We start from the raw sequence: 19,100 nt of genomic DNA, 5'->3' as shown, positions 1-19,100 counted from the left end.
TTCTATCCCCTCCGTTCCGCCGTCACACCAGGCGCGGGTTCGGCTTGCCGCCGTCGATTTCGTACTTGTTCAGCGCCTGCTGCAGAATCTTGTCGTCCACGGCGCCCTCGCGCCACAGGTCGACCATGGCGGCCGCGGCGATGTGGTTGGCGTCGACCTCGAAGAAGCGCCGCAGGTTCACGCGGCTGTCCGACCGCCCGAACCCGTCGGTGCCCAGCACGGTGAAGCGCCCCGGCACGCAGGAACGGATCTGCTCGGCGTAGTTCTTCATGTAGTCCGTGGCCGCGATCACCGGACCCTTCACGCCCTCGAGCAGCTCGGCCGCGTAGGCGCGGCGCTGCTCGGCGAACGGGTTGAGCCGGTTGAACCGCAGCGCGTCCTGGCAATCGCGGGCGATCTGGTTGAAGCTGGTCGCCGACCAGATGTCGGAGGTCACGCCGAAATCCGCCTCGAGCATCTCGGCCGCCTGGATCGCCTGCACCAGGATCGTCCCCGAGCCCATCAGGTTCACGTGCTTCTTGCCCGGGCGTGCGGTCTTCTTCATCCGGTAGAGCCCGCGGATGATGCCCTCCTCTGCGCCCATGGGCATTTCCGGGTGCCGGTAGTTCTCGTTCATCAGGGTCAGGTAGAAATAGACGTCGTCCTGGTCCTGGTACATCCGCTTCAGCCCGTGCTGCACGATCACCGCGACCTCGTAGCTGAAGGTCGGATCGTAGCTGATGCAATTCGGGACCGTGCCGGCCAAGATGTGGCTGTGCCCGTCCTGGTGCTGCAGCCCCTCGCCGTTCAGCGTGGTGCGCCCGGCGGTGCCGCCCAGCAGGAAGCCGCGCGCGCGGCTGTCGCCGGCGGCCCAGCACATGTCGCCCACCCGCTGGAACCCGAACATCGAGTAGTAGATGTAGAACGGGATCATCGGCACGCCGTGGTTGGCATAGGCCGTGGCGGCGGCGATCCAGTCGGCCATGGCGCCGGCCTCGTTGATGCCCTCCTGCAGAACCTGCCCGTCGGCGGATTCCTTGTAGTACATCATCTGGTCGCGGTCCTGCGGCGTGTAGTTCTGCCCCAGCGGGTTGTAGATGCCCACGGACCGGAACAGCCCCTCCATCCCGAAGGTGCGCGATTCATCGGGCACGATCGGCACCACGCGCTTGCCGATCTTCTTGTCGCGCAGCAGCGTCGTCAGGATGCGCACGAAGGCCATCGTCGTGGAGATCTCGCGGTCGCCGGTGCTTTCCAGCTGGCCCTTGAACTTGTCCAGATCGGGGATCTCCAGCGACTCGGTGCTGGGCTCGCGCCGCGGGAAGGAGCCGCCGAGCTCGCGCCGGCGCTCGGACATGTAGGCCTTCTGCGCGTTGTTCAGCGTGACGTAGGGGATGTCCTTTTCCAGCTCCTCGTCGGTAACCGGAATCCTGAACCGGTCGCGCATCTCTTTCAGCTGCTCCACCTGCATCTTCTTCTGCTGGTGGGTGATGTTCTGCCCCTCGCCGGCCGAGCCCATGCCGTAGCCCTTGACCGTCTTGACCAGGATGCAGGTCGGCTGGTTCTCGGACTTCGTCGCGCGCAGGAAGGCGTTGTAGACCTTCTTGGGATCGTGCCCGCCGCGCCGCAGGGCCCAGATCTGGTCGTCGGTCCAGTCCTTCACCAGCTCGGCGGTCTCGGGATACTTGCCGAAGAAATGCTCGCGGATATAGGCGCCGTCCTTCGACTTGAAGGTCTGGTAGTCGCCGTCCACCGTCTCGTCCATCAGCTGGCGCAGCTTGCCGCTGGTGTCCTGCTCCAGAAGCTCGTCCCAGCCGCGGCCCCACAGCAGCTTGATCACGTCCCAGCCCGCGCCGCGGAACTCGCCTTCCAGCTCCTGCACGATCTTGCCGTTGCCGCGCACCGGGCCGTCCAGACGCTGCAGGTTGCAGTTGACCACGAAGATCAGGTTGTCGAGCCCCTCGCGCGCGGCGAGGGAGATTGCGCCGAGGCTTTCCGGCTCGTCCATCTCGCCGTCGCCGAGGAAGGCCCAGATCTTGCGGTCCTGCTTCTCGATCAGCCCGCGGTTTTCCAGGTATTTCATGAACCGCGCCTGGTAGACCGCCATGATCGGGCCAAGGCCCATGCTCACGGTCGGGAACTGCCAGTAATCCGGCATCAGCCAGGGGTGCGGGTAGGATGACAGCCCGCCGCCCGCGACCTCCGAGCGGAACTTGGTCAGCTGCTCCTCGCTGATGCGCCCCTCCATGAAGGAGCGCGCGTAGATGCCCGGCACCACGTGGCCCTGAAAGAACACAAGGTCGCCGCCGTGTATCGCCGATTTCGAGCGCCAGAAATGGTTCAGGCCCACGTCGTACAGCGCCGCGGACGAGGCAAACGACGCGATGTGCCCGCCATACTCGGTGCTGATCCGGTTACGCTTCACGACCGTCGCCATGGCGTTCCAGCGGTTGATGGTGCGGATGCGCCATTCCATGTCCCGGTCGCCGGGCATGTCGACCTCGTCGTCGGGCGGGATCGTGTTCTGGTAGGGCGTCGTCGCGCTGAACGGCAGCCTCGCGCCGGCCGCGCGGGCCTGCTGCACCGCCTTGTCCAGCAGGAAATGCGCGCGGTCCGGACCGTCGCGCAGGATCACGTCCTCGATCGCCTCCTGCCACTCCTGGCTTTCGGTCGGATCGATGTCGCTTTGCTGATCTTTCATGAACCCTCTTCCCTTCTGGCGCCCGCTTGGACCCTCGTCCCGGCAAGGCCGGCATTCCATCCGGCCGGGCCGTTCTCCCGCGGGCACGGCGTCCCTGGCGGCCGAGTCTGCACACCTCGCACCGCGTTGCAATCCGGCTCTAGCAGCTAGGGCGACGTCGCGGCAGGCAAGCCTGCGCAAGGTCGCCATGCGCCGGGCGCAAGGCTCGGACGCCGGCCCGGGCGTTCCGCGGTGCAGCATTCCTCGCACCGCCCGGCGGGACCGAAGCGATCTCTTCGCGGGTTCGTCGGGCAGCTTGATCGATGGGATGACCGGGTCCCGGCCGGCCCGGCCGGGACCGCTGCGCCGCTGCTTCGCGGGCTGGCATTCGGGGTTCCGGCGCCGGTCAGGTCCGGCCGAAAAGCCGCTCGATATCCGACAGCGCCAGCGAGACATAGGTGGGCCGGCCGTGATTGCACTGACCGGAATGGGGCGTCGCCTCCATCTCGCGCAGCAGGGCGTTCATCTCTTCGGGCCGCATCCGCCGGCCCGACCGGATCGAGCCGTGGCACGCCACGCAGGCAAGGATTGCCTCGATGCGCTCCTGCACCAGCTGCGTGCCGCCCATCTCGGACAACTCGTCGAGGATGTCGTGGATCATCGCCTTGGCGTCGACATTGCCCAGCAGCGCGGGCGTCTCCTGCACCGCCACCGCGCCCTCGCCGAACGGCTCGATCCCCAGCCCCATGCGCGAAAGCGTCCCGGCGTGCTCCAGCAGCCGGTCGCGGTCGTCCGCCGACAGATCCACCACCTCGGGGATCAGCAGCGCCTGCGCCGCCACGCCCCGCTCGGCCATCTGGGCCTTCAGCTTCTCGTAGACCAGCCGTTCGTGCGCCGCGTGCTGGTCCACGATCACGATGCCCGTCTCGGTCTGCGCGATGATGTAGTTCTCGTGCACCTGCCCGCGCGCCGCGCCCAGCGGCAGCGCCTCGGTCTCGGGCTGCGTCTCCGGGGCTTCGTCCACCCGGCCCGAAAAAACCGCCGGCATCTCGGCGAACCCCGGCTGCGGCGCCTGAGACGCATAGGCGGCGATGCGCGCCCCCGGTCGCGGCCGGTCCATCTGGTAGACGCGCGGCGCCACCGGTTCCGGCCGCATCGCGCCCAAGGTCGCGCCGGCAACGGTCGAGGACGCCCGGTGCCCCGCCTCGGCCAGCGCGTGACGGAGGCCTGAGACGATCAGCCCGCGCACCAATCCCGCCTCGCGGAAGCGCACCTCGGACTTGGCGGGGTGCACGTTGACGTCGACGCGCGCCGGCTCGCAATCGAGAAACAGCGCCACTGCCGGATGCCGGTCGCGGCTGAGGAAATCCGCGTAGGCCCCGCGCAGCGCGCCGATCAGCAGCTTGTCGCGCACCGGGCGGCCGTTGACGAACAGGTGCTGCGCCGTGGCCGAGCCGCGCGAATAGGTCGGCAGCGCCGCGAAGCCCGTCAGCCGCAGGCCCTCGCGCTCGGCATCCACCGCAATCGCGTTCTCGGTGAACTCGGCCCCCATGACGCGCGCCAGACGGCCGCGCAAGGCGTCGAACAGGTCGCCCGTCTCGGGGTCGGCGCGGAAGCTCACCCGCCCCTCGCCGCCGGATACGTCGCGCAACGTGAACCCCACCGCGGGCTCGGCCATCGCCAGCCGGCGCACCACCTCGCCCACGGCCTGCGCCTCGGCGCGGTCGGTGCGCAGGAACTTCAGCCGCGCGGGCGTCGCGAAGAACAGGTCGCGCAGCGTGACCACCGTGCCGGCGGACAAGGCGCAGGGCCGCACCGCCCCCGCCTGCCCGCCACTGACCGAGATCTCGACCGCGTCGTGCCCAGCGGCACGGCTTTGCAAGCTCAGCCGGCCGACGGCGCCCAGCGAGGGCAGCGCCTCGCCCCGGAACCCGAAGGAGTGGATGTTGAGCAGGTCCGTCCCGTCGATCTTCGACGTCGCGTGCCGCGCCAGCGCCAGCGGCAGATCCTCGGCCGTCATGCCGCAGCCGTCGTCGATCACCCGGATCAGCGTCTTGCCGCCATCGGCGATCTCGACCGTGACCCGCCGCGCGCCCGCGTCGAGCGCATTCTCGACCAGCTCCTTGACCGCCGAGGCCGGCCGCTCGACCACCTCGCCGGCGGCGATGCGGTTCACCGCGCCTTCGTCGAGCTGCCGGATGGTCGGGCGTATATGGGGGCTGTGCGTGTTCATGCCACAAGACCTAGCACGGCCTGGACGATTCTGAAAATGCCTTCCAAGGCTGCCCCGCCCGTGGCCTTGCCGACACGTCACCCGCCGCTCGCACCATTTGCAACGATTTCATGACAGACAGCGTTGGATGATTGCGCTATCTTGGTACACGTCAGGCTACAGGAGCTGATCATGCTGGTGCCACGCATCACCTACGACACGATCGCAGCGATCTACGGCGAGGCTTTCGCCAAACTCTGGTTCCGCGCCGTCCCGATCACCCTGCGGATCCTCTAGCCACCGGTCGCCGCGGCGTACCAGTCGCGGATTGCCGCGCGCTCGGTCTCTTCCATCCACGACAGGTTCGCGGGCGGCATCGCGTGGCTCAGCCCCGCCTGCAAATGGATCGCCCGCGCCTGCGCCGCGATCTGGCCCGGCGTTTCAAGATGAACGTTCTTGGGCGCCCAGTGCAGCCCCGGCCAGACCGGCTGTTCCGCATGGCACATGGAACAGCGCGTCATCACGATCTGCTCGACATCCTCGAACCCCTCGGCCTGCGCGAACCGCATCGCCGCCGCGTCCGACGCCTCGCGCGCGTCGCGCGACAGGGGCGCGGTCGACAGGCCGACGATCGCGATGAACAGCATCACCGTCACCGCCCAGGTCCACCACGGCATCCCCTTGCGCTGGTGCATCGTGTTGAAGAAGTGCCGGATCGTCACGCCCATTAGGAACACCAGGCTGGCGATCACCCAGTTCCACTCGCTGGCAAAGGCCAGCGGGTAATGGTTCGACAGCATCAGGAACAGCACCGGCAGCGTCAGGTAGTTGTTGTGCGTAGAGCGCTGCTTGGCGATCTTGCCGTAGATCGGGTCCGGCTTGCGGCCCGCCATCAGGTCGGCCACCACCACCTTCTGGTTCGGAATGATGATCATGAAGACGTTCGCGCTCATGATCGTGGCGGTGAACGCGCCCAGGTGCAGCATCGCCGCGCGCCCCGAGAAGACCTGCGTGTAGCCCCATGACATGACCACCAGCACGCCGAACAGCGCCACCATCAGCCAGGTCTGGTCCGCGTGCACGAAGACCTTGCACAGCGCGTTGTAGACCAGCCAGCCGAAGGCCAGCGAGGCGATGGAAATGGCCACCGCCTGCCACACCGCAAGCTCCATCACCGACGGGTCGATCAGGTAGAACTCGGCCCCGAGGTAATAGACCAGCGCCAGCAGGACGAAGCCGCTGATCCACGTCCAGTAGCTTTGCCATTTGTGCCAGATCAGCCCGTCGGGCATGTGCGCCGGCGCCACCAGGTATTTCTGGATGTGGTAGAACCCGCCGCCATGCACCTGCCATTCCTCGCCATCCGCGCCCGAGGGCAGGTTGCGGTCGCGGTGCAGGCCCAGGTCCAGCGCGATGAAATAGAACGACGAGCCGATCCACGCGATGGCCGTGATGACGTGCAGCCAGCGCACGGCGAATTCAATCCAGGCGCCCATCGCCGCAAGGTCGTACATGAGAAGTCTCCGCAAATCCGCCGGCACCTTAGACACGGGCCGCCGGGAACGTCAGCCCCTTCGCGTCGATTTACGCGACGAATTTTGGAACGGGCGGGCGCCCGCAGTGCATTTACATTCGATTACCTGAATGTTTAGCTTCCGACGCAACCCGAGGAGGACACCGCGATGAAGACCGAACAGATTGGCGAAGCCACGTTTGAGACCTGGACCCCGGACGAGGTTCAGGCCGCGCTGGACAAGCACGAGATCGTGCTCATCGACGTCCGCACTCCGCAGGAGTTCATGTTCGAACATATCGAGGGCGCGCTGCTGATGCCGATGGCCTTCTTCAAGGCCGACGCGCTGCCCGGCCAGAGCGAGAAGAAGATCGTCTTCCATTGCGGCTCGGGCGCGCGGTCCGAGCGCGTCTCGCGCGCGGCGGTCGAGGCCGGGCTGAGCCGCGTGGCGCACATGGAGGGCGGCTTCGGCGCGTGGAAGCAGGCGGGCAAGCCGCACATCACGACGAACATGGCCACCGGCGCCCCGCAGCGCAAAGCCTGAAAATGAAACGCGGACGGACATCCCTGTCCGCCCCCGCATTGTCGGTATCTTCCGAAGGCTCGCGGCGACGGGAATCGCTAACGAATCCTGAATCCGTCGCCGCAAGCCATTGATTTCGCTGGGGCGCCCCGGTGTCCCATCGTGGGACACCGGATTTCCCGCCTCAAGCGGCCCGTGTGCCCGCCTTCATCAGCCCGTCCCGCTCGAGCTGGGCATGGGCCTCGTCCAGGCTCTCCCAGGCCCGCTCGATCAGAATGTCGATCTCCTCCTTCGAGATCACCAGCGGCGGCGAGATGATCATCCGGTCGCCCACATGGCGCATCACCAGGTTGTTGGCGAAGCACCGCTCGCGCGTGATCAGGCCCACTGTGCCCGCCTCGGCCGCGAAGGGCGCGCGCGCCGCCTTTTCCGGCGTCAGCGCGATCGACCCCATCATGCCGACGATCTTCGCCTCGCCCACCAGCGGGTGATCCGCCAGGCTTTCGAACTTGTTCTTCAGGTAGGGACCGGTGTCCTCGCGGACGCGGGTCACGATGCCCTCCTCGTCGAGGATGCGCAGGTTTTCCAGCGCCACCGCGCAGGCCACGGGATGGCCGGAATAGGTGTAGCCGTGGTTGAACTCGGTGTCCGAGATCACGCGCGCCACCTCGCCCGACAGGATCGACCCGCCGATCGGCTGGTAGCCCGACGACAGTCCCTTGGCGATGGTCATGATGTCGGGCGTGATGCCCATGGTCTGGCTGCCGAACCAGTTGCCCGTGCGCCCGAAGCCGCAGATCACTTCGTCCGCGATCAGCAGGATGCCGTATTCCTTCACGATGCGGCTGATCTCGGGCCAGTAGGTCTCGGGCGGCACGATCACGCCGCCGGCGCCCTGCACCGGCTCGGCGATGAAAGCCGCGACCTTGTCCGGCCCGATCTCGAGGATCTTGTCCTCGAGCTGTTTCGCCATCGCCAGGCCGAAATCCTCCGGGCTCTGGTCGCCACCGGCCGACCACCAGTCGGGCTGGTCGATATGGGCGATGCCGGGGATCGGCATGCCGCCCTGCGCGTGCATGCCCTTCATGCCGCCAAGGCTGCCCGACCCCACCGAGGAGCCGTGATAGGCGTTCCAGCGCGAGATCACGACCTGCCGCTCGGGCTGGCCCTTCTCGTGCCAATAGGTGCGAACCAGCCGCAGGTTGGTGTCGTTCGCCTCGGAGCCGCTGCCGGCGAAGAAGACGTGGTTCAGATCGCCCGGCGCCAGTTCCGCCAGCCGCGCCGCGAGGTTGATCGCCGGCACGTGCGTGGTCTGGAAGAAGGTGTTGTAGAACGGCAGTTCGCGCATCTGCCGCGCCGCGGCCTCGGCCAATTCCTCGCGGCCGTAACCGATGTTGACGCACCACAGCCCCGCCATCCCGTCGAGGATGCGGTTGCCGTCACTGTCGGTCAGCCAGCAGCCCTCGGCCCGGGTGATGACCCGTGCGCCCTTGCCCCGCAGGCCGGCGCCGTGGGTGAAGGGGTGCATGTGGTGCGCGGCATCCAGCGCCTGCAGTTCGGCGGTGGGGGAATTGGGCGTGAGAATGGTCATGTGGGGCCTCCGGAAACGTTGGCGGCAGAATATGATCAAATTCCGGGACCGTCAATCGAATCGCGGGACGCGGTCACAGGCTCTGGGCGATCAGCGCCATGCCTTGGGCAACGTCGTCGCGCATCGCGCGTTCAGCAGCCTCGGCGTCGCCGGCACGCAGCGCGGCGGTCAGGTCCTTGTGCCGGTCGGGCAGATTCGCGGTGCCGATGCGGCCGCAGACCACGCGCAGCGACGGCCCAAAGCGCAGCCACAGAGACTCCGACAGGCTGGTCAAGATCGGCGCTTCGGCCAAGGCGTTCAGCCCGGCGTGAAAGCGGTGATTCTCGCGCAGGTACAGCGGAATGTCGCCGCGCGCGATCGCGCGGTCCAGGCGGGCGTCGGTATCCTCCAGCGCAGCGATGGCGCCGGGATGCGCCGCACCGGCGGCACGCGACGCCAGCATCGGCTCGATCGCGAGCCGCGCCTCGGTCAGTTCGGACACCGCAGCCGCATCCAGAACCGGCACCGCGATGCGCCGGTTGCCCAGCGACCGCAGCGCGCCCTCGGCCGTCAGCCGGCGCAACGCCTCGCGCACCGGGGTCATGCCGGCGTCCAGCAAGGTCACGAGACCTTGGATCGTAACCGCCTGCCCCGGCTCGATATCCCCGAACAGGATCATGTCGCGCAACTGCCGGTAGACCTGTTCATGCGCCGGCAGGCGCGGGTCCGCTGCCGTGATATTCATCGCGCTGCCTCCTTGCACTGCGGCATCGCCGGTGTCGTCTTGCGCGCGACACCGGCGCATGAAAGCATCGCAGGTGTTGCCAAACGGCGCAACGTTTGATCAAATTCGCGGATGACGGGGCGCAGACCCCGCACCACTCGGGAGAAGCACATGAAGACCATCGTTCAAGTGACCGCGACCCTCGCGCTGGCCGCCGGCGCCGCGAGCGCGCAGGAAGTCCGCGTCTACAACTGGTCGGACTACATCGACGAAGAACTGCTGACGAAGTTCGAGGAAGAGACCGGCATCGACCTGATCTACGACGTGTTCGACAGCAACGAAGTCCTGGAGACCAAGATGCTGGCCGGCGGCTCGGGCTACGACGTGGTGGTGCCCACCGGCACCTTCCTGCAGCGCCAGATCCAGGCGGGCGCGTTCCAGAAGCTTGACAAGTCGAAGCTGCCCAACCTCGACAACATGTGGGACGTCATCGAGGAGCGCACCGCGGTCTACGATCCGGGCAACGAATACTCGATCAACTACATGTGGGGCACCACCGGCATCGGCGCCGACGTCAACAAGGTGACCGACATCCTCGGCGAGGACGCGCCGCTGGATAGCCTCGACCTGATCTTCGACCCGGAGAACATGGAACAGCTTGCCGAGTGCGGCGTGATGTTCCTTGACGCGCCGACCGAGATGATCCCCGCCGCGCTGACCTATGCCGGCCTCGACCCGGACCGGAAGGACGAAGAGGCGCTGGCCAAGGCCGAAGAGATCCTGATGGCCGTGCGCCCCCACGTGCAGAAGTTCCACTCGAGCGAGTACATCAATGCGCTGGCTAACGGCGACATCTGCGTGGCCTTCGGCTGGTCGGGCGACATCCTGCAGGCCCGTGACCGCGCGGCCGAGGCCGAGAACGGCGTCGAGGTGGTCTACAACGCGCCCAGCGAAGGTGCGCTGATGTGGTTCGACCAGATGGCCATCCCGGTCGACGCGCCGAACCCCGAGGCCGCGCACACGTTCCTGAACTTCATGATGGACGCGCAGAACATGGCGCAGGCGACGAACTACGTCTACTTCGCCAACGGCAACCTCGCCTCGCAGGAATTCCTCAACGAGGACGTGATCGGCGACACGGCGATCTACCCGTCGCCCGCCGCGCTGCAGAACCTGTACACGGTCACCCCGTTCCCCCCGCGCGAGCAGCGTGACCTGACGCGCATGTGGACGCGCGTCAAGTCGGGTACCTGACCCCTGACGGCCCGCCCTGCGATCAGGGCGGGCCCCTTGCCGACCGGACCCAGCAAACATGGCCCAGACCGTCTTCGCCCCTTGGGAAGATCCCGAGGAAAAGCCGCTTATCGAGTTCCGCAACGTGACGAAACGCTTCGGCGAGTTCGTCGCGATCGACGACCTGTCGCTGGCGATCTACAGCAAGGAGTTCTTTGCCCTGCTCGGCCCGTCGGGCTGCGGCAAGACGACGATGATGCGGATGCTTGCCGGGTTCGAGGACCCCTCGGAAGGCGCGATCCTGCTGGACGGTCGCGACATCAGCGGCGTGCCGCCCAACCGGCGCGCCGTGAACATGATGTTCCAGAGCTACGCACTGTTCCCGCACCTGTCGGTCTGGGACAACATCGCCTTCGGCCTGAAGCGCGAAGGCCAGCCAAAGGACAAGATCGCCGCCCGCGTCGACGAGATGCTGCGCCTGACGCGGCTGAACAAGTTCGCGACCCGAAAGCCGCACCAGATCTCGGGCGGACAGCGGCAGCGCGTGGCGCTGGCGCGCAGCTTGGCCAAGGCGCCGAAACTGCTGCTGCTGGACGAACCGCTGGGCGCGCTCGACCGCAAGCTGCGCGAAGAGACGCAGTTCGAGCTGATGGACATCCAGGAAAAGACCGGCACCACCTTCGTCATCGTCACCCACGACCAGGAAGAGGCGATGACGGTGGCCAGCCGCGTTGCCGTGATGGACGAGGGGCGCATCGTGCAGGTCGCCACGCCCTCGGTGATCTACGAGGCGCCGATCTCGGTCTACGTGGCGGACTTCATCGGCGACGTTAACCTAGTCCGCGGCACCGCCCGCGCCCGGCCCGAGACGCCCTCCGTCGCCGCCGAGGCGGTCGCGGGACCGACTGCGCCCGAGCCCGCCGCGGCGGCGGCCGTCGCGCCCAATCTGGCCGCGCCCGAACAAACCGCCTCCGAACGCTCCGCCGCCGAGGCGGCCCTGCCGGTCGATCCGCGCGCGCCGCAGCCCAACGCCTTGGGCGAATGGCTGCACGACAAGGTGCTGTTTCCGATCCTGGGCCGGCGCAAGCCGCAGCAGAAGCTGCTGCCGGCGCCCTCGCCGCAGGAACGCGCAACCTCTGACCGTCCCCAGACCGCCCCGCCGCGCGACGCCGCTCAGGCCAAACCGGCACCGGCGCACGCCGACGATCCCGATGCGCTCGCGGGCGGCGGCATCGTCATCGACTGGGCCGAGGGCCAGCCGCCCGTGATCGCGACCAATGGCGACGCCGCGCTGGACGGCAAGCCGGTCGTTCTGGCCCTGCGCCCCGAGAAGGTAAGCATCGGCAAAGCGGCGCTCGACATGCCCAACACGCTGCGCGGCAAGGTCATCGACATCGCCTACCTCGGCAACATCTCGACCTACCACGTGCAGCTGGCGGACGGCTCGATGATCAAGGCGCAGACCGCCAACACCCGGCGCCTCTCGCGCCGTGACATCACGTGGGAGGACGAGGTCTGGGTCGGCTTCTCGGCCACCGCGGGCGTGGTGCTGGAAGAATGAGCGGCGACGGCCTCGACACCCGCCACCGCGGAGAGGCGCTACGCAAGGCGGTCCTGATCGCCGTGCCCTACCTGTGGCTGGTCGCGCTTTTCCTGGTGCCGTTCTTCATCGTGCTGAAGATCTCGCTTTCGGACATCGCGCTGGCGCGGCCGCCCTACATGCCGCAGCTGGACTTGTCCGCGGGCCTCGCCGGCCTGCGCGACTTCTTCGCCGGGCTCGATTTCGAGAACTTCGTCTTCCTGACCGAGGACAGCCTCTACTGGAAGGCCTATCTCAGTTCGCTCCAGATCGCCGCCGTGTCGACGATCATCACGCTGCTGGTGGGCTACCCGATCGCCTACGGCATGGCGCGCGCGGCGCCCGAATGGCGCCCCACCCTGCTGATGCTGGTGATCCTGCCGTTCTGGACCTCATTCCTGATCCGCGTCTATTCGTGGATGGGCATCCTGTCGAACGAGGGCACGCTGAACTCGGTGCTGTTGTGGCTGGGCGTGATCGACGTGCCCCTGCAGATCATGAACACAAACATCGCCGTCTACATCGGCGTGGTCTATACCTACCTGCCCTTCATGATCCTGCCGATCTACGCCACGCTGGACAAGATGGACTCCTCGCTTCTGGAAGCGGCCGAGGATCTTGGATGCTCGCGCACCGAGGCCTTCTGGCTGGTGACCCTGCCCCTGTCGAAGGGCGGCATCATCGCGGGCTGCTTCCTGGTCTTCATCCCGACGATCGGCGAATTCGTGATCCCCACCCTGCTGGGCGGCTCGGACACGCTGATGATCGGCAAGGTCCTGTGGGAGGAGTTCTTCTCGAACCGCGATTGGCCGGTGGCCTCGGCGGTGGCCGTGGTGCTGCTGATGATCCTGATCATTCCGATCGTGCTGTTCCAGCGCAACGAGCAGAAGCAACGGGAGGCCGAGGGATGAGGGGCTTTTCCTGGTTCAACGTGACTTCGCTGACGCTGGGCTTCGCGTTCCTCTACCTGCCCATGATCCTGCTGGTGTTCTATTCGTTCAACGAAAGCCGGCTGGTCACCGTCTGGGCGGGCTTCTCGACCAAGTGGTACGGAGAGTTGCTGCGCGACGCCGAGTTCCTCGACGCCGCCTGGGTCACGCTGAAGGTCGCGGTGCTGTCGTCGACGATCGCCACGGTGCTGGGCACGATGGCCGCGCACGTGCTGATCCGCGCCGGGCGTTTCCCGGGGCGCACGCTGTTCTCGGGCATGATCTATGCGCCGCTGGTGATGCCCGAGGTGATCACCGGCCTGTCGCTGCTGCTGCTGTTCATCGGGCTCAACATCGACCGCGGCGTGTTCACCGTGGTGCTGGCGCATACGACCTTCTCGATGTGCTACGTCTCGGTCGTGGTGTCCTCGCGGCTGGCCACGTTCGACCGCGCACTGGAGGAGGCCGCGCTGGATCTCGGCGCCTCTCCCTTCCAGGCGTTCCGGCTGGTGACGCTGCCGATCATTGCGCCGGCGGTGATCTCGGGCTGGCTGCTGGCGTTCACCCTGTCGCTCGACGACCTGGTGATCGCAAGTTTCACCACCGGCCCCGGCGCGACCACCCTGCCGATCAAGATCTTCTCGGCGGTGCGCCTTGGCGTCAGCCCGCAGATCAACGCACTGTCTACGCTGATGATCGCCATCGTTGCAGTGGGCGTCATCACCGCCTCGCTGATCTCGAAGCGCGGTGCCATCCGGCAGGCGCGCGAGGAACAGGCAGGCCTGCGCGCCACCGGATGAAGCGTCTCTACGAGCCCGCCGCCTATGGCCCGCAGGGCAACTGCTGGTGGGCCGAGACCGTCCCGAATGACCCGTGGCCGGTGCTTGAGACCAACATGCGCTGCGAGGTGGCGATCATCGGCGGCGGCTTCACCGGGCTGTCCGCGGCGTTGCACCTGGCGCAGGACGGCGTCGACGTGGCCCTGCTCGAGGCCGAGCATCCCGGCTGGGGCGCATCGGGGCGCAACGGCGGGTTCTGCTGTCTCGGCGGGGCCAAGGCGCCGCGGACCTTGCTGCTTCGCCGCTACGGACCCGAGGGGCTGGCCGAATGGCGTACGGCAGAGGTGGCCGCCGTCGAACTGGTCGACGGGCTGCTACGCGACCACGCCATCGACGTGGACCGCCATTCCGAGGGCGAGACGCTGCTTGCCCACACGCCCAAGGCGTGGGCGCGCATGCGGGCCGATCAGGACGCGGCACGCGTCGATTTCGGAATCGCGCCCACGCTGATCCCGCGCGACGGGCTGCGCGAGAACGGTCTCGGCGGGCCGTGGCATGGCGCCGCCACCATGCCCATCGGGTTCGCCCTGAACCCGCGAAAATATCATGCCGGCCTTGCGCGGGCCGCGCAAAAGGCCGGCGCGCTGCTGTTCCAGGACAGCGCCGTCACCCGGTTGACCCGCGCCGAAGGCGGCTGGCGGCTGGACACGGCCGGCGGAGCGCTCCGCGCGAACCGGGTTCTGATCGCCACCAACGGCTACACGTCCGACGACCTGCCCGACTGGATCGCCGGGCGCACCCTGCCGGTGCAATCCTCGGTCATCGTGACCGAACCGCTGGGCGAGGACGTGCTTGCGGCGCAGGGCTGGACATCGTCGCAGATGGCCTACGACACCCGGCACCTTCTGCATTACTTCCGCCTGATGCCGGACCGGCGCTTCCTGTTCGGGATGCGCGGAGGCTTGCGCGTCACGCCGCGCGCGCAGGCGGTCATCGCACGCAAGATCCGCGCCGACTTCGCCCGGCTGTTCCCCGCGTGGCAGGGCGTGCGCATCACCCACGAATGGGCGGGCCTCGTGTGCCTGATGGCGCGGCTGGTGCCCTTCGCCGGCGCGGTGCCCGACCACCCGGGCCTGTTCGCGGGTCTTGGCTACCACGGCAACGGAGTGGCGATGGCCAGCTACACCGGCGCGCTGATGGCCGACGTCGTGCAGGGTCGCGCGCCGCGCCGTCCTTGGCCGCGCGCCATGCAGTCCATCCCGCCGCGCTTTCCGCTGGGCCGCTTCCGGCGTGCGTCGCTGTGGCCCGCCTATGCGATGGGCGAGGCCTTCGACCTCTAGGCGTGCGGCGTCATGTTAGCTCGCGCCTTGCCGCGCTGCAGGCCCAGCGCACGCTCGCGCCAGACGATGATCACGCCCGCCGCCATCACGATGACCGATCCCACGATCACGTTCGGCCCCGGCACCTCGTCGAAGAAGGCCATGCCGAACAGGATCGCGAACAGGATCGAGGCATAGTCGAACGGCGCCAGCACCGCGGCCTCGGCCGTGCGGTAGGCCGAGGTCAGCAGGATCTGCGCCACGCCGCCGATCAACCCCGCGCCGACCAGCATCGCCGCCACGGACCCGGACGGCAGCACCCACCCGAAAGGCGCCGACAGAAGCGACAGCGCCGTCGCCGTCAGCGAGAAATAGAACACGATGGCCGAGGTCTCTTCGGTCGCGACCAGCCGACGGATGTGGATCTGCGCCAGCGCCCGCAGCGCGGCCGATGCCAGCACGCACAAGACGCCGAGCGTCGCCGCGCCCTCAAGGCTGTCCAGCGTCAGGCGCGGCCACATGACCACCGCGACGCCCACCAGCCCCAGCGCCACCGCGCTCATCCGGAACAGGCGCAGCCGTTCTCCCAGCAGAGCGGCGGCGAAGAGCACCGTCAGCATGGGCGAGGCGTAGCCCAGCGCCGTCACCTCGGGCAGCGGCAGCAGGCCCAGCGCGGCAAAGCCGAAGCCCATCGCCGCCACGCCGATCACGCCGCGCCAGAAATGGCCCAGCGGACGCTTCACCATCAGCCCGGTCCTCAGGTCGCCGCGCATCGCCAGCCAGCCGATGATGATCGGCATGGCAAAGAGCGAGCGGAAGAACACCGCCTGTCCGGGCGGCACGGCTTCGGCGCTGGCCTTCACCAGCGATGCCATGATCGTGAACAGAAAGACGGAGGAGAGCTTCAGCGCGATGCTGCGCAGCGGAAACATCAAGACTCCATTTCGGACCGGGGTCTGTCCACCGTGAGCTTCCGTGGCGGGAAGGTCAACGCGATCACCCGGCGTGAATATGGCAAGCGCCAGTCAGAATGCGGCACGGCGATGCCGCGTGACAACCAGATCACCGACGCAGATACGTCCAATGGACGCCGCATCGAAGAGCAGGTCGATCCAGGCGGCCGACACGCCCCCGCCGCCCAGCCCCGACCGGCCGAGATCGAACTCGGCGATCCGACGATCATCCGTTGCCCGCAAGGGCCGTGCCATCGTAATCACGTTCGGACCCGTGCGCAGGTTCAGTCGGGCGAGGGGGGACGCGGCGGCGTCCAAGAGGAGATGAATTACGACGACGTCCCGCGCACCCAGCTGCCGCGCCAGGTCTTCGGGCAGATCGACGACAAGCGACAGATAGCTGCCCTCGAACCGCGCCACGGACACCGCCACGCCATGCGGCGGCCGGTCCGCGCCGATCTGGGCAAGCCCGATCTCGGCGCGCGGGCAATCGTGGAACAGCGTCAGCCCTGCGCCGAACGAGGTGGGGCCGAGCGGAGCGGGCACTTCGGGCTTGTCCAGCGGACGCAGCCAAGCCTTGGGCCGCCAAGAACGCCAAATACCTGTGGCGCCGTCGCCCGTACGCGGACCTGTCGCAAAAGCGCGCCGAGCGAGACTGCACAACAGGCCCACGCCGATCACCCGCCCGGCTCCGTGGCGGTCCGTTCGCTCATCTGGGGCCCGAACGGTTCAGCGCCTCGATCCGGGCGCGCAACGCGGTCAGGAAGGCGGCGCCTTCCGCATCCGCCAGCGCACTACCCTCGGGGGCGTAAAGCGCCAGGCCGAGCAGGTGCCCCTTCTGCAGAAAGGCGCCGCGCCAGTGGCGGGCGTCGCCGTCGGGGATCGCACTGCGCCCGCCGTCGGAGAGATGCACGAGAACCAGCCCGTCGCGCGTCTGTCCAGCGATCAATGGCATGCCCGCAAGCTCGGCCAGCGCGGCGGGCTCGGGCAGATCGGCGGCCGCTCCTGGCGGGCCGACCGTGACGCTGACGACCAGCGGCGCCACCGCGCCCTCCCGCGCGTCGCTGCCATCCGTATGCGTGCAGGGAGCGATCAGGACGAAGCCCGACTCGCCGTCGTCCCGCCAGGTCTGCCGGTCGATGCAGTAACCCGCCGGCCCGGCGATGGCGATCGCCCCCCCCGCCAAAGTCGTCTGCGTGAGCGGAAAGAGGTGCGCCCCGTCCGCCGCCATCTCCGCGTCTTGGCTTCTGGCGGCGGTCGCGAAGGCCATCAGAAGGCAGGCAAGGCAGTAGGCGGGAAGCACCTGCGTTACAGATCCATGTAGACGTGCTTTTCGGCCGCCCCGCCGGGATGCGTCACCGCCCCCTTGTAGGTCTCGCCGACAAGCTGCGCGTACTTGTAGAGCGCGCCAGAGGCATAGATCGTGTCGCGCGGGCCGCCCCAGGCCGCACGCCGGCGGTCCAGCTCGGTCTGGTCGAGATCGACCGACAGCGTGCCTTGGACCGCGTCGATGGTGATCATGTCGCCGTCCTTCAGCAGCGCGATGGGGCCGCCATGCGCGGCCTCGGGGCCGACATGGCCCACGCAGAACCCGCGCGTCGCGCCGGAAAAGCGCCCGTCGGTGATCAGTGCGACCTTCTTGCCCATGCCCTGCCCGGACAGCGCCGCGGTGGTTGACAGCATCTCGCGCATGCCGGGGCCGCCAGCGGGGCCCTCGTTGCGGATGACGATGACCTCGCCCTCTTCGTACTGGCGCGCCTTGACGGCGGCAAAGGCGTCTTCCTCGCATTCGAACACGCGCGCAGGACCGGTAAAGACCTGGTCTTCGGCCGCGATGCCGGCAACCTTCACAATGGCGCCCTGCGGGGCGAGGTTGCCCTTGAGCCCCACGACGCCGCCGGTCTTCGTGATCGGGTTGTCGATGGCGTGGATGACCTTGCCGTCGGCCTTTCGCGTGACCTTGTCCAGTTCCTCGCCGACGGAGTAGCCCGACGCGGTCATGCAATCCTCGTGGATCAGGCCGGCCTTGCGCAGCTCGTTCATCACCACCGGCACGCCGCCCGCCTCGTACAGATCCTTGGCCACGAACTGGCCGCCGGGCTTGAGATCGACGAAATAGGGCGTGTCGCGGAAAATCTCGCACACGTCGTCGAGGAAGAACTCGATCCCCGCCTCGTGCGCTATGGCGGGCATGTGCAGGCCCGCGTTGGTCGACCCGCCGGTGCAGGCGACAACCCTTGCCGCGTTCTCCAGCGCCTTGCGGGTGACGATGTCGCGGGCGCGGATGTTCTTTTCCAGCAGGTTCATCACCGCGTGGCCCGAGGCTTCGCCGTACTGGTCGCGGGATTCGTAGGGCGCCGGCATGCCGGACGAGTTGAACAGCGCCAGCCCGACCGCCTCGGAGACGCAAGCCATGGTGTTGGCGGTGAACTGCCCCCCGCAGGCACCCGCCGAAGGGCAGGCCACCCGCTCCAGCATGTCGAGCGCGGCATCCGACATCTGGTTGTTCTGGTGCCGCCCGACGGCCTCGAACATGTCCTGCACCGTCAGGTCGCGGGTGCGGAAATCCTCGGGGATCTCGTCGACCTGAGGGGCGCGGCCCGGCAGGATCGAGCCGCCGTAGATGAAGACCGACGGTACGTTCAGCCGCACCATCGCCATCATCATCCCCGGCAGCGACTTGTCGCAGCCGGCGAGGCCGACGATCGCGTCGTAGCAATGGCCGCGCATGGTCAGTTCGACCGTATCGGCGATTGCCTCGCGGCTTGCCAGGGACGAGCGCATGCCCTCGTGGCCCATCGCGATGCCGTCGGTGACGGTGATCGTGGTGAATTCGCGCGGCGTGCCGTAGGCCTGCTTGACGCCGCCCTTGACCGCCTGCGCCTGCCGGCTCAGCGCGATGTTGCACGGCGCGGCCTCGTTCCAGCAGGTGGCGACGCCGACCAGAGGCTGGTGGATCTCGTCCTCGGTCATGCCCATGGCGTAGTAGTAGGACCGGTGCGGCGCCCGTTCGGGGCCTTCGGTCACGTAACGGCTGGGCAATTTCGACTTGTCGAACCGACGCTTCAGCATGGCGGCTTCCTTCCGGGTGGCATGTTCCGATCCGG

Annotated in this window: 15 protein-coding genes and 1 pseudogene; 7 read left to right on the top strand and 9 right to left on the bottom strand. The window is 67.8% G+C overall.

Annotation, left to right across the window (positions count from 1 at the left end):
- Nucleotides 1-22: 22 nt before the first annotated feature.
- The 3 genes from aceE to BLW27_RS13900 all read right to left on the bottom strand — a co-directional run bounded on the left by aceE (nt 23) and on the right by BLW27_RS13900 (nt 6,385).
- On the bottom strand, nt 23-2,680 hold the full coding sequence (aceE, locus tag BLW27_RS13910) for a pyruvate dehydrogenase (acetyl-transferring), homodimeric type (protein ID WP_089883993.1): 2,658 nt from the start codon (nt 2,678-2,680) through the stop codon (nt 23-25).
- Nucleotides 2,681-3,065: 385 nt separating this feature from the next.
- On the bottom strand, nt 3,066-4,892 hold the full coding sequence (gene mutL, locus BLW27_RS13905; protein ID WP_089883992.1) for a DNA mismatch repair endonuclease MutL: 1,827 nt from the start codon (nt 4,890-4,892) through the stop codon (nt 3,066-3,068).
- Nucleotides 4,893-5,164: 272 nt separating this feature from the next.
- Nucleotides 5,165-6,385 carry a urate hydroxylase PuuD gene (locus BLW27_RS13900; protein ID WP_089883991.1) on the bottom strand — a complete coding sequence of 407 codons (1,221 nt, stop codon included), beginning with the start codon at nt 6,383-6,385 and terminating at the stop codon, nt 5,165-5,167.
- 168 nt (nt 6,386-6,553) lie between these two features.
- Here BLW27_RS13900 and BLW27_RS13895 point away from each other — a divergent pair, with 168 nt between their 5' ends.
- On the top strand, nt 6,554-6,928 hold the full coding sequence (locus BLW27_RS13895; RefSeq protein ID WP_089883990.1) for a rhodanese-like domain-containing protein: 375 nt from the start codon (nt 6,554-6,556) through the stop codon (nt 6,926-6,928).
- A gap of 163 nt (nt 6,929-7,091) precedes the next feature.
- Here BLW27_RS13895 and BLW27_RS13890 read toward each other — a convergent pair whose 3' ends face one another.
- Together BLW27_RS13890 and BLW27_RS13885 are read right to left on the bottom strand one after the other, a co-directional pair.
- Entirely contained in the window at nt 7,092-8,498 is a 1,407-nt protein-coding gene (locus BLW27_RS13890; RefSeq protein WP_089883989.1) for an aspartate aminotransferase family protein, read from the bottom strand.
- Nucleotides 8,499-8,571: 73 nt separating this feature from the next.
- Nucleotides 8,572-9,222, bottom strand: coding sequence for a GntR family transcriptional regulator (locus BLW27_RS13885; protein WP_089883988.1), 651 nt, complete (start codon nt 9,220-9,222; stop codon nt 8,572-8,574).
- 150 nt (nt 9,223-9,372) lie between these two features.
- On the opposite strand from BLW27_RS13885, the gene BLW27_RS13880 reads away from it, so the two are divergent.
- The 6 genes and pseudogenes from BLW27_RS13880 (at nt 9,373) to BLW27_RS13860 (ending at nt 15,061) form a co-directional block, all read left to right on the top strand.
- The gene (locus BLW27_RS13880) at nt 9,373-10,455 is read left to right on the top strand and encodes a polyamine ABC transporter substrate-binding protein (RefSeq protein ID WP_089883987.1); all 1,083 of its coding nucleotides are present in this window, start codon (nt 9,373-9,375) and stop codon (nt 10,453-10,455) included.
- 58 nt (nt 10,456-10,513) lie between these two features.
- A pseudogene (locus BLW27_RS22120) lies at nt 10,514-11,302 on the top strand (ABC transporter ATP-binding protein); the annotation flags it as partial.
- Between the two features lie 189 nt (nt 11,303-11,491).
- Entirely contained in the window at nt 11,492-11,995 is a 504-nt protein-coding gene (locus BLW27_RS22115; RefSeq protein ID WP_425429297.1) for a TOBE domain-containing protein, read from the top strand.
- Nucleotides 11,992-12,924, top strand: coding sequence for an ABC transporter permease subunit (locus BLW27_RS13870; protein ID WP_089883985.1), 933 nt, complete (start codon nt 11,992-11,994; stop codon nt 12,922-12,924). Before BLW27_RS22115 ends, BLW27_RS13870 begins: the two co-directional genes overlap by 4 nt.
- Nucleotides 12,921-13,742: an ABC transporter permease gene (locus BLW27_RS13865; RefSeq protein WP_089883984.1), complete on the top strand. Its 822-nt coding sequence runs from the start codon at nt 12,921-12,923 to the stop codon at nt 13,740-13,742. The genes BLW27_RS13870 and BLW27_RS13865 overlap by 4 nt, the downstream gene beginning before the upstream one ends.
- A complete protein-coding gene (locus tag BLW27_RS13860; protein ID WP_089883983.1) occupies nt 13,739-15,061 on the top strand; it encodes an NAD(P)/FAD-dependent oxidoreductase in 1,323 nt (440 codons plus the stop codon). The genes BLW27_RS13865 and BLW27_RS13860 overlap by 4 nt, the downstream gene beginning before the upstream one ends.
- On the opposite strand, the gene BLW27_RS13855 is transcribed toward BLW27_RS13860, so the two are convergent.
- The 4 genes from BLW27_RS13855 to ilvD form a co-directional block, all read right to left on the bottom strand.
- Complete coding sequence (locus tag BLW27_RS13855) at nt 15,058-15,972, bottom strand: DMT family transporter (RefSeq protein WP_089883982.1); 915 nt, start codon at nt 15,970-15,972, stop codon at nt 15,058-15,060. The genes BLW27_RS13860 and BLW27_RS13855 overlap by 4 nt on opposite strands.
- 93 nt (nt 15,973-16,065) lie before the next feature.
- Nucleotides 16,066-16,674, bottom strand: a complete 609-nt coding sequence (locus BLW27_RS13850) for a DUF6478 family protein (RefSeq protein ID WP_143042271.1) — start codon at nt 16,672-16,674, stop codon at nt 16,066-16,068.
- A 28-nt stretch (nt 16,675-16,702) separates the two neighbouring features.
- Nucleotides 16,703-17,224 carry a dihydroxy-acid dehydratase gene (locus BLW27_RS13845; RefSeq protein WP_218141121.1) on the bottom strand — a complete coding sequence of 174 codons (522 nt, stop codon included), beginning with the start codon at nt 17,222-17,224 and terminating at the stop codon, nt 16,703-16,705.
- Between the two features lie 77 nt (nt 17,225-17,301).
- On the bottom strand, nt 17,302-19,065 hold the full coding sequence (ilvD, locus tag BLW27_RS13840) for a dihydroxy-acid dehydratase (RefSeq protein ID WP_089883979.1): 1,764 nt from the start codon (nt 19,063-19,065) through the stop codon (nt 17,302-17,304).
- Nucleotides 19,066-19,100: the final 35 nt, after the last annotated feature.

Origin of the sequence: Citreimonas salinaria, from assembly GCF_900107235.1 — a bacterium.
GTDB classification, from domain to species: Bacteria; Pseudomonadota; Alphaproteobacteria; order Rhodobacterales; family Rhodobacteraceae; genus Citreimonas; species Citreimonas salinaria.
The sequence above is the reverse complement of the archived record's forward strand: the minus strand, read 5'-3'. Positions and strand labels throughout refer to the sequence as shown.

Coding starts and splice junctions, on each gene's coding strand:
- aceE (WP_089883993.1), bottom strand. CDS start 2,680: ATGAAAGATCAGCAAAGCGACATCGATCCGACCGAAAGCCAGGAGTGG.
- mutL (WP_089883992.1), bottom strand. CDS start 4,892: ATGAACACGCACAGCCCCCATATACGCCCGACCATCCGGCAGCTCGAC.
- BLW27_RS13900 (WP_089883991.1), bottom strand. CDS start 6,385: ATGTACGACCTTGCGGCGATGGGCGCCTGGATTGAATTCGCCGTGCGC.
- BLW27_RS13895 (WP_089883990.1), top strand. CDS start 6,554: ATGAAGACCGAACAGATTGGCGAAGCCACGTTTGAGACCTGGACCCCG.
- BLW27_RS13890 (WP_089883989.1), bottom strand. CDS start 8,498: ATGACCATTCTCACGCCCAATTCCCCCACCGCCGAACTGCAGGCGCTG.
- BLW27_RS13885 (WP_089883988.1), bottom strand. CDS start 9,222: ATGAATATCACGGCAGCGGACCCGCGCCTGCCGGCGCATGAACAGGTC.
- BLW27_RS13880 (WP_089883987.1), top strand. CDS start 9,373: ATGAAGACCATCGTTCAAGTGACCGCGACCCTCGCGCTGGCCGCCGGC.
- BLW27_RS13870 (WP_089883985.1), top strand. CDS start 11,992: ATGAGCGGCGACGGCCTCGACACCCGCCACCGCGGAGAGGCGCTACGC.
- BLW27_RS13865 (WP_089883984.1), top strand. CDS start 12,921: ATGAGGGGCTTTTCCTGGTTCAACGTGACTTCGCTGACGCTGGGCTTC.
- BLW27_RS13860 (WP_089883983.1), top strand. CDS start 13,739: ATGAAGCGTCTCTACGAGCCCGCCGCCTATGGCCCGCAGGGCAACTGC.
- BLW27_RS13855 (WP_089883982.1), bottom strand. CDS start 15,972: ATGTTTCCGCTGCGCAGCATCGCGCTGAAGCTCTCCTCCGTCTTTCTG.
- BLW27_RS13845 (WP_218141121.1), bottom strand. CDS start 17,224: ATGGCGGCGGACGGGGCGCACCTCTTTCCGCTCACGCAGACGACTTTG.
- ilvD (WP_089883979.1), bottom strand. CDS start 19,065: ATGCTGAAGCGTCGGTTCGACAAGTCGAAATTGCCCAGCCGTTACGTG.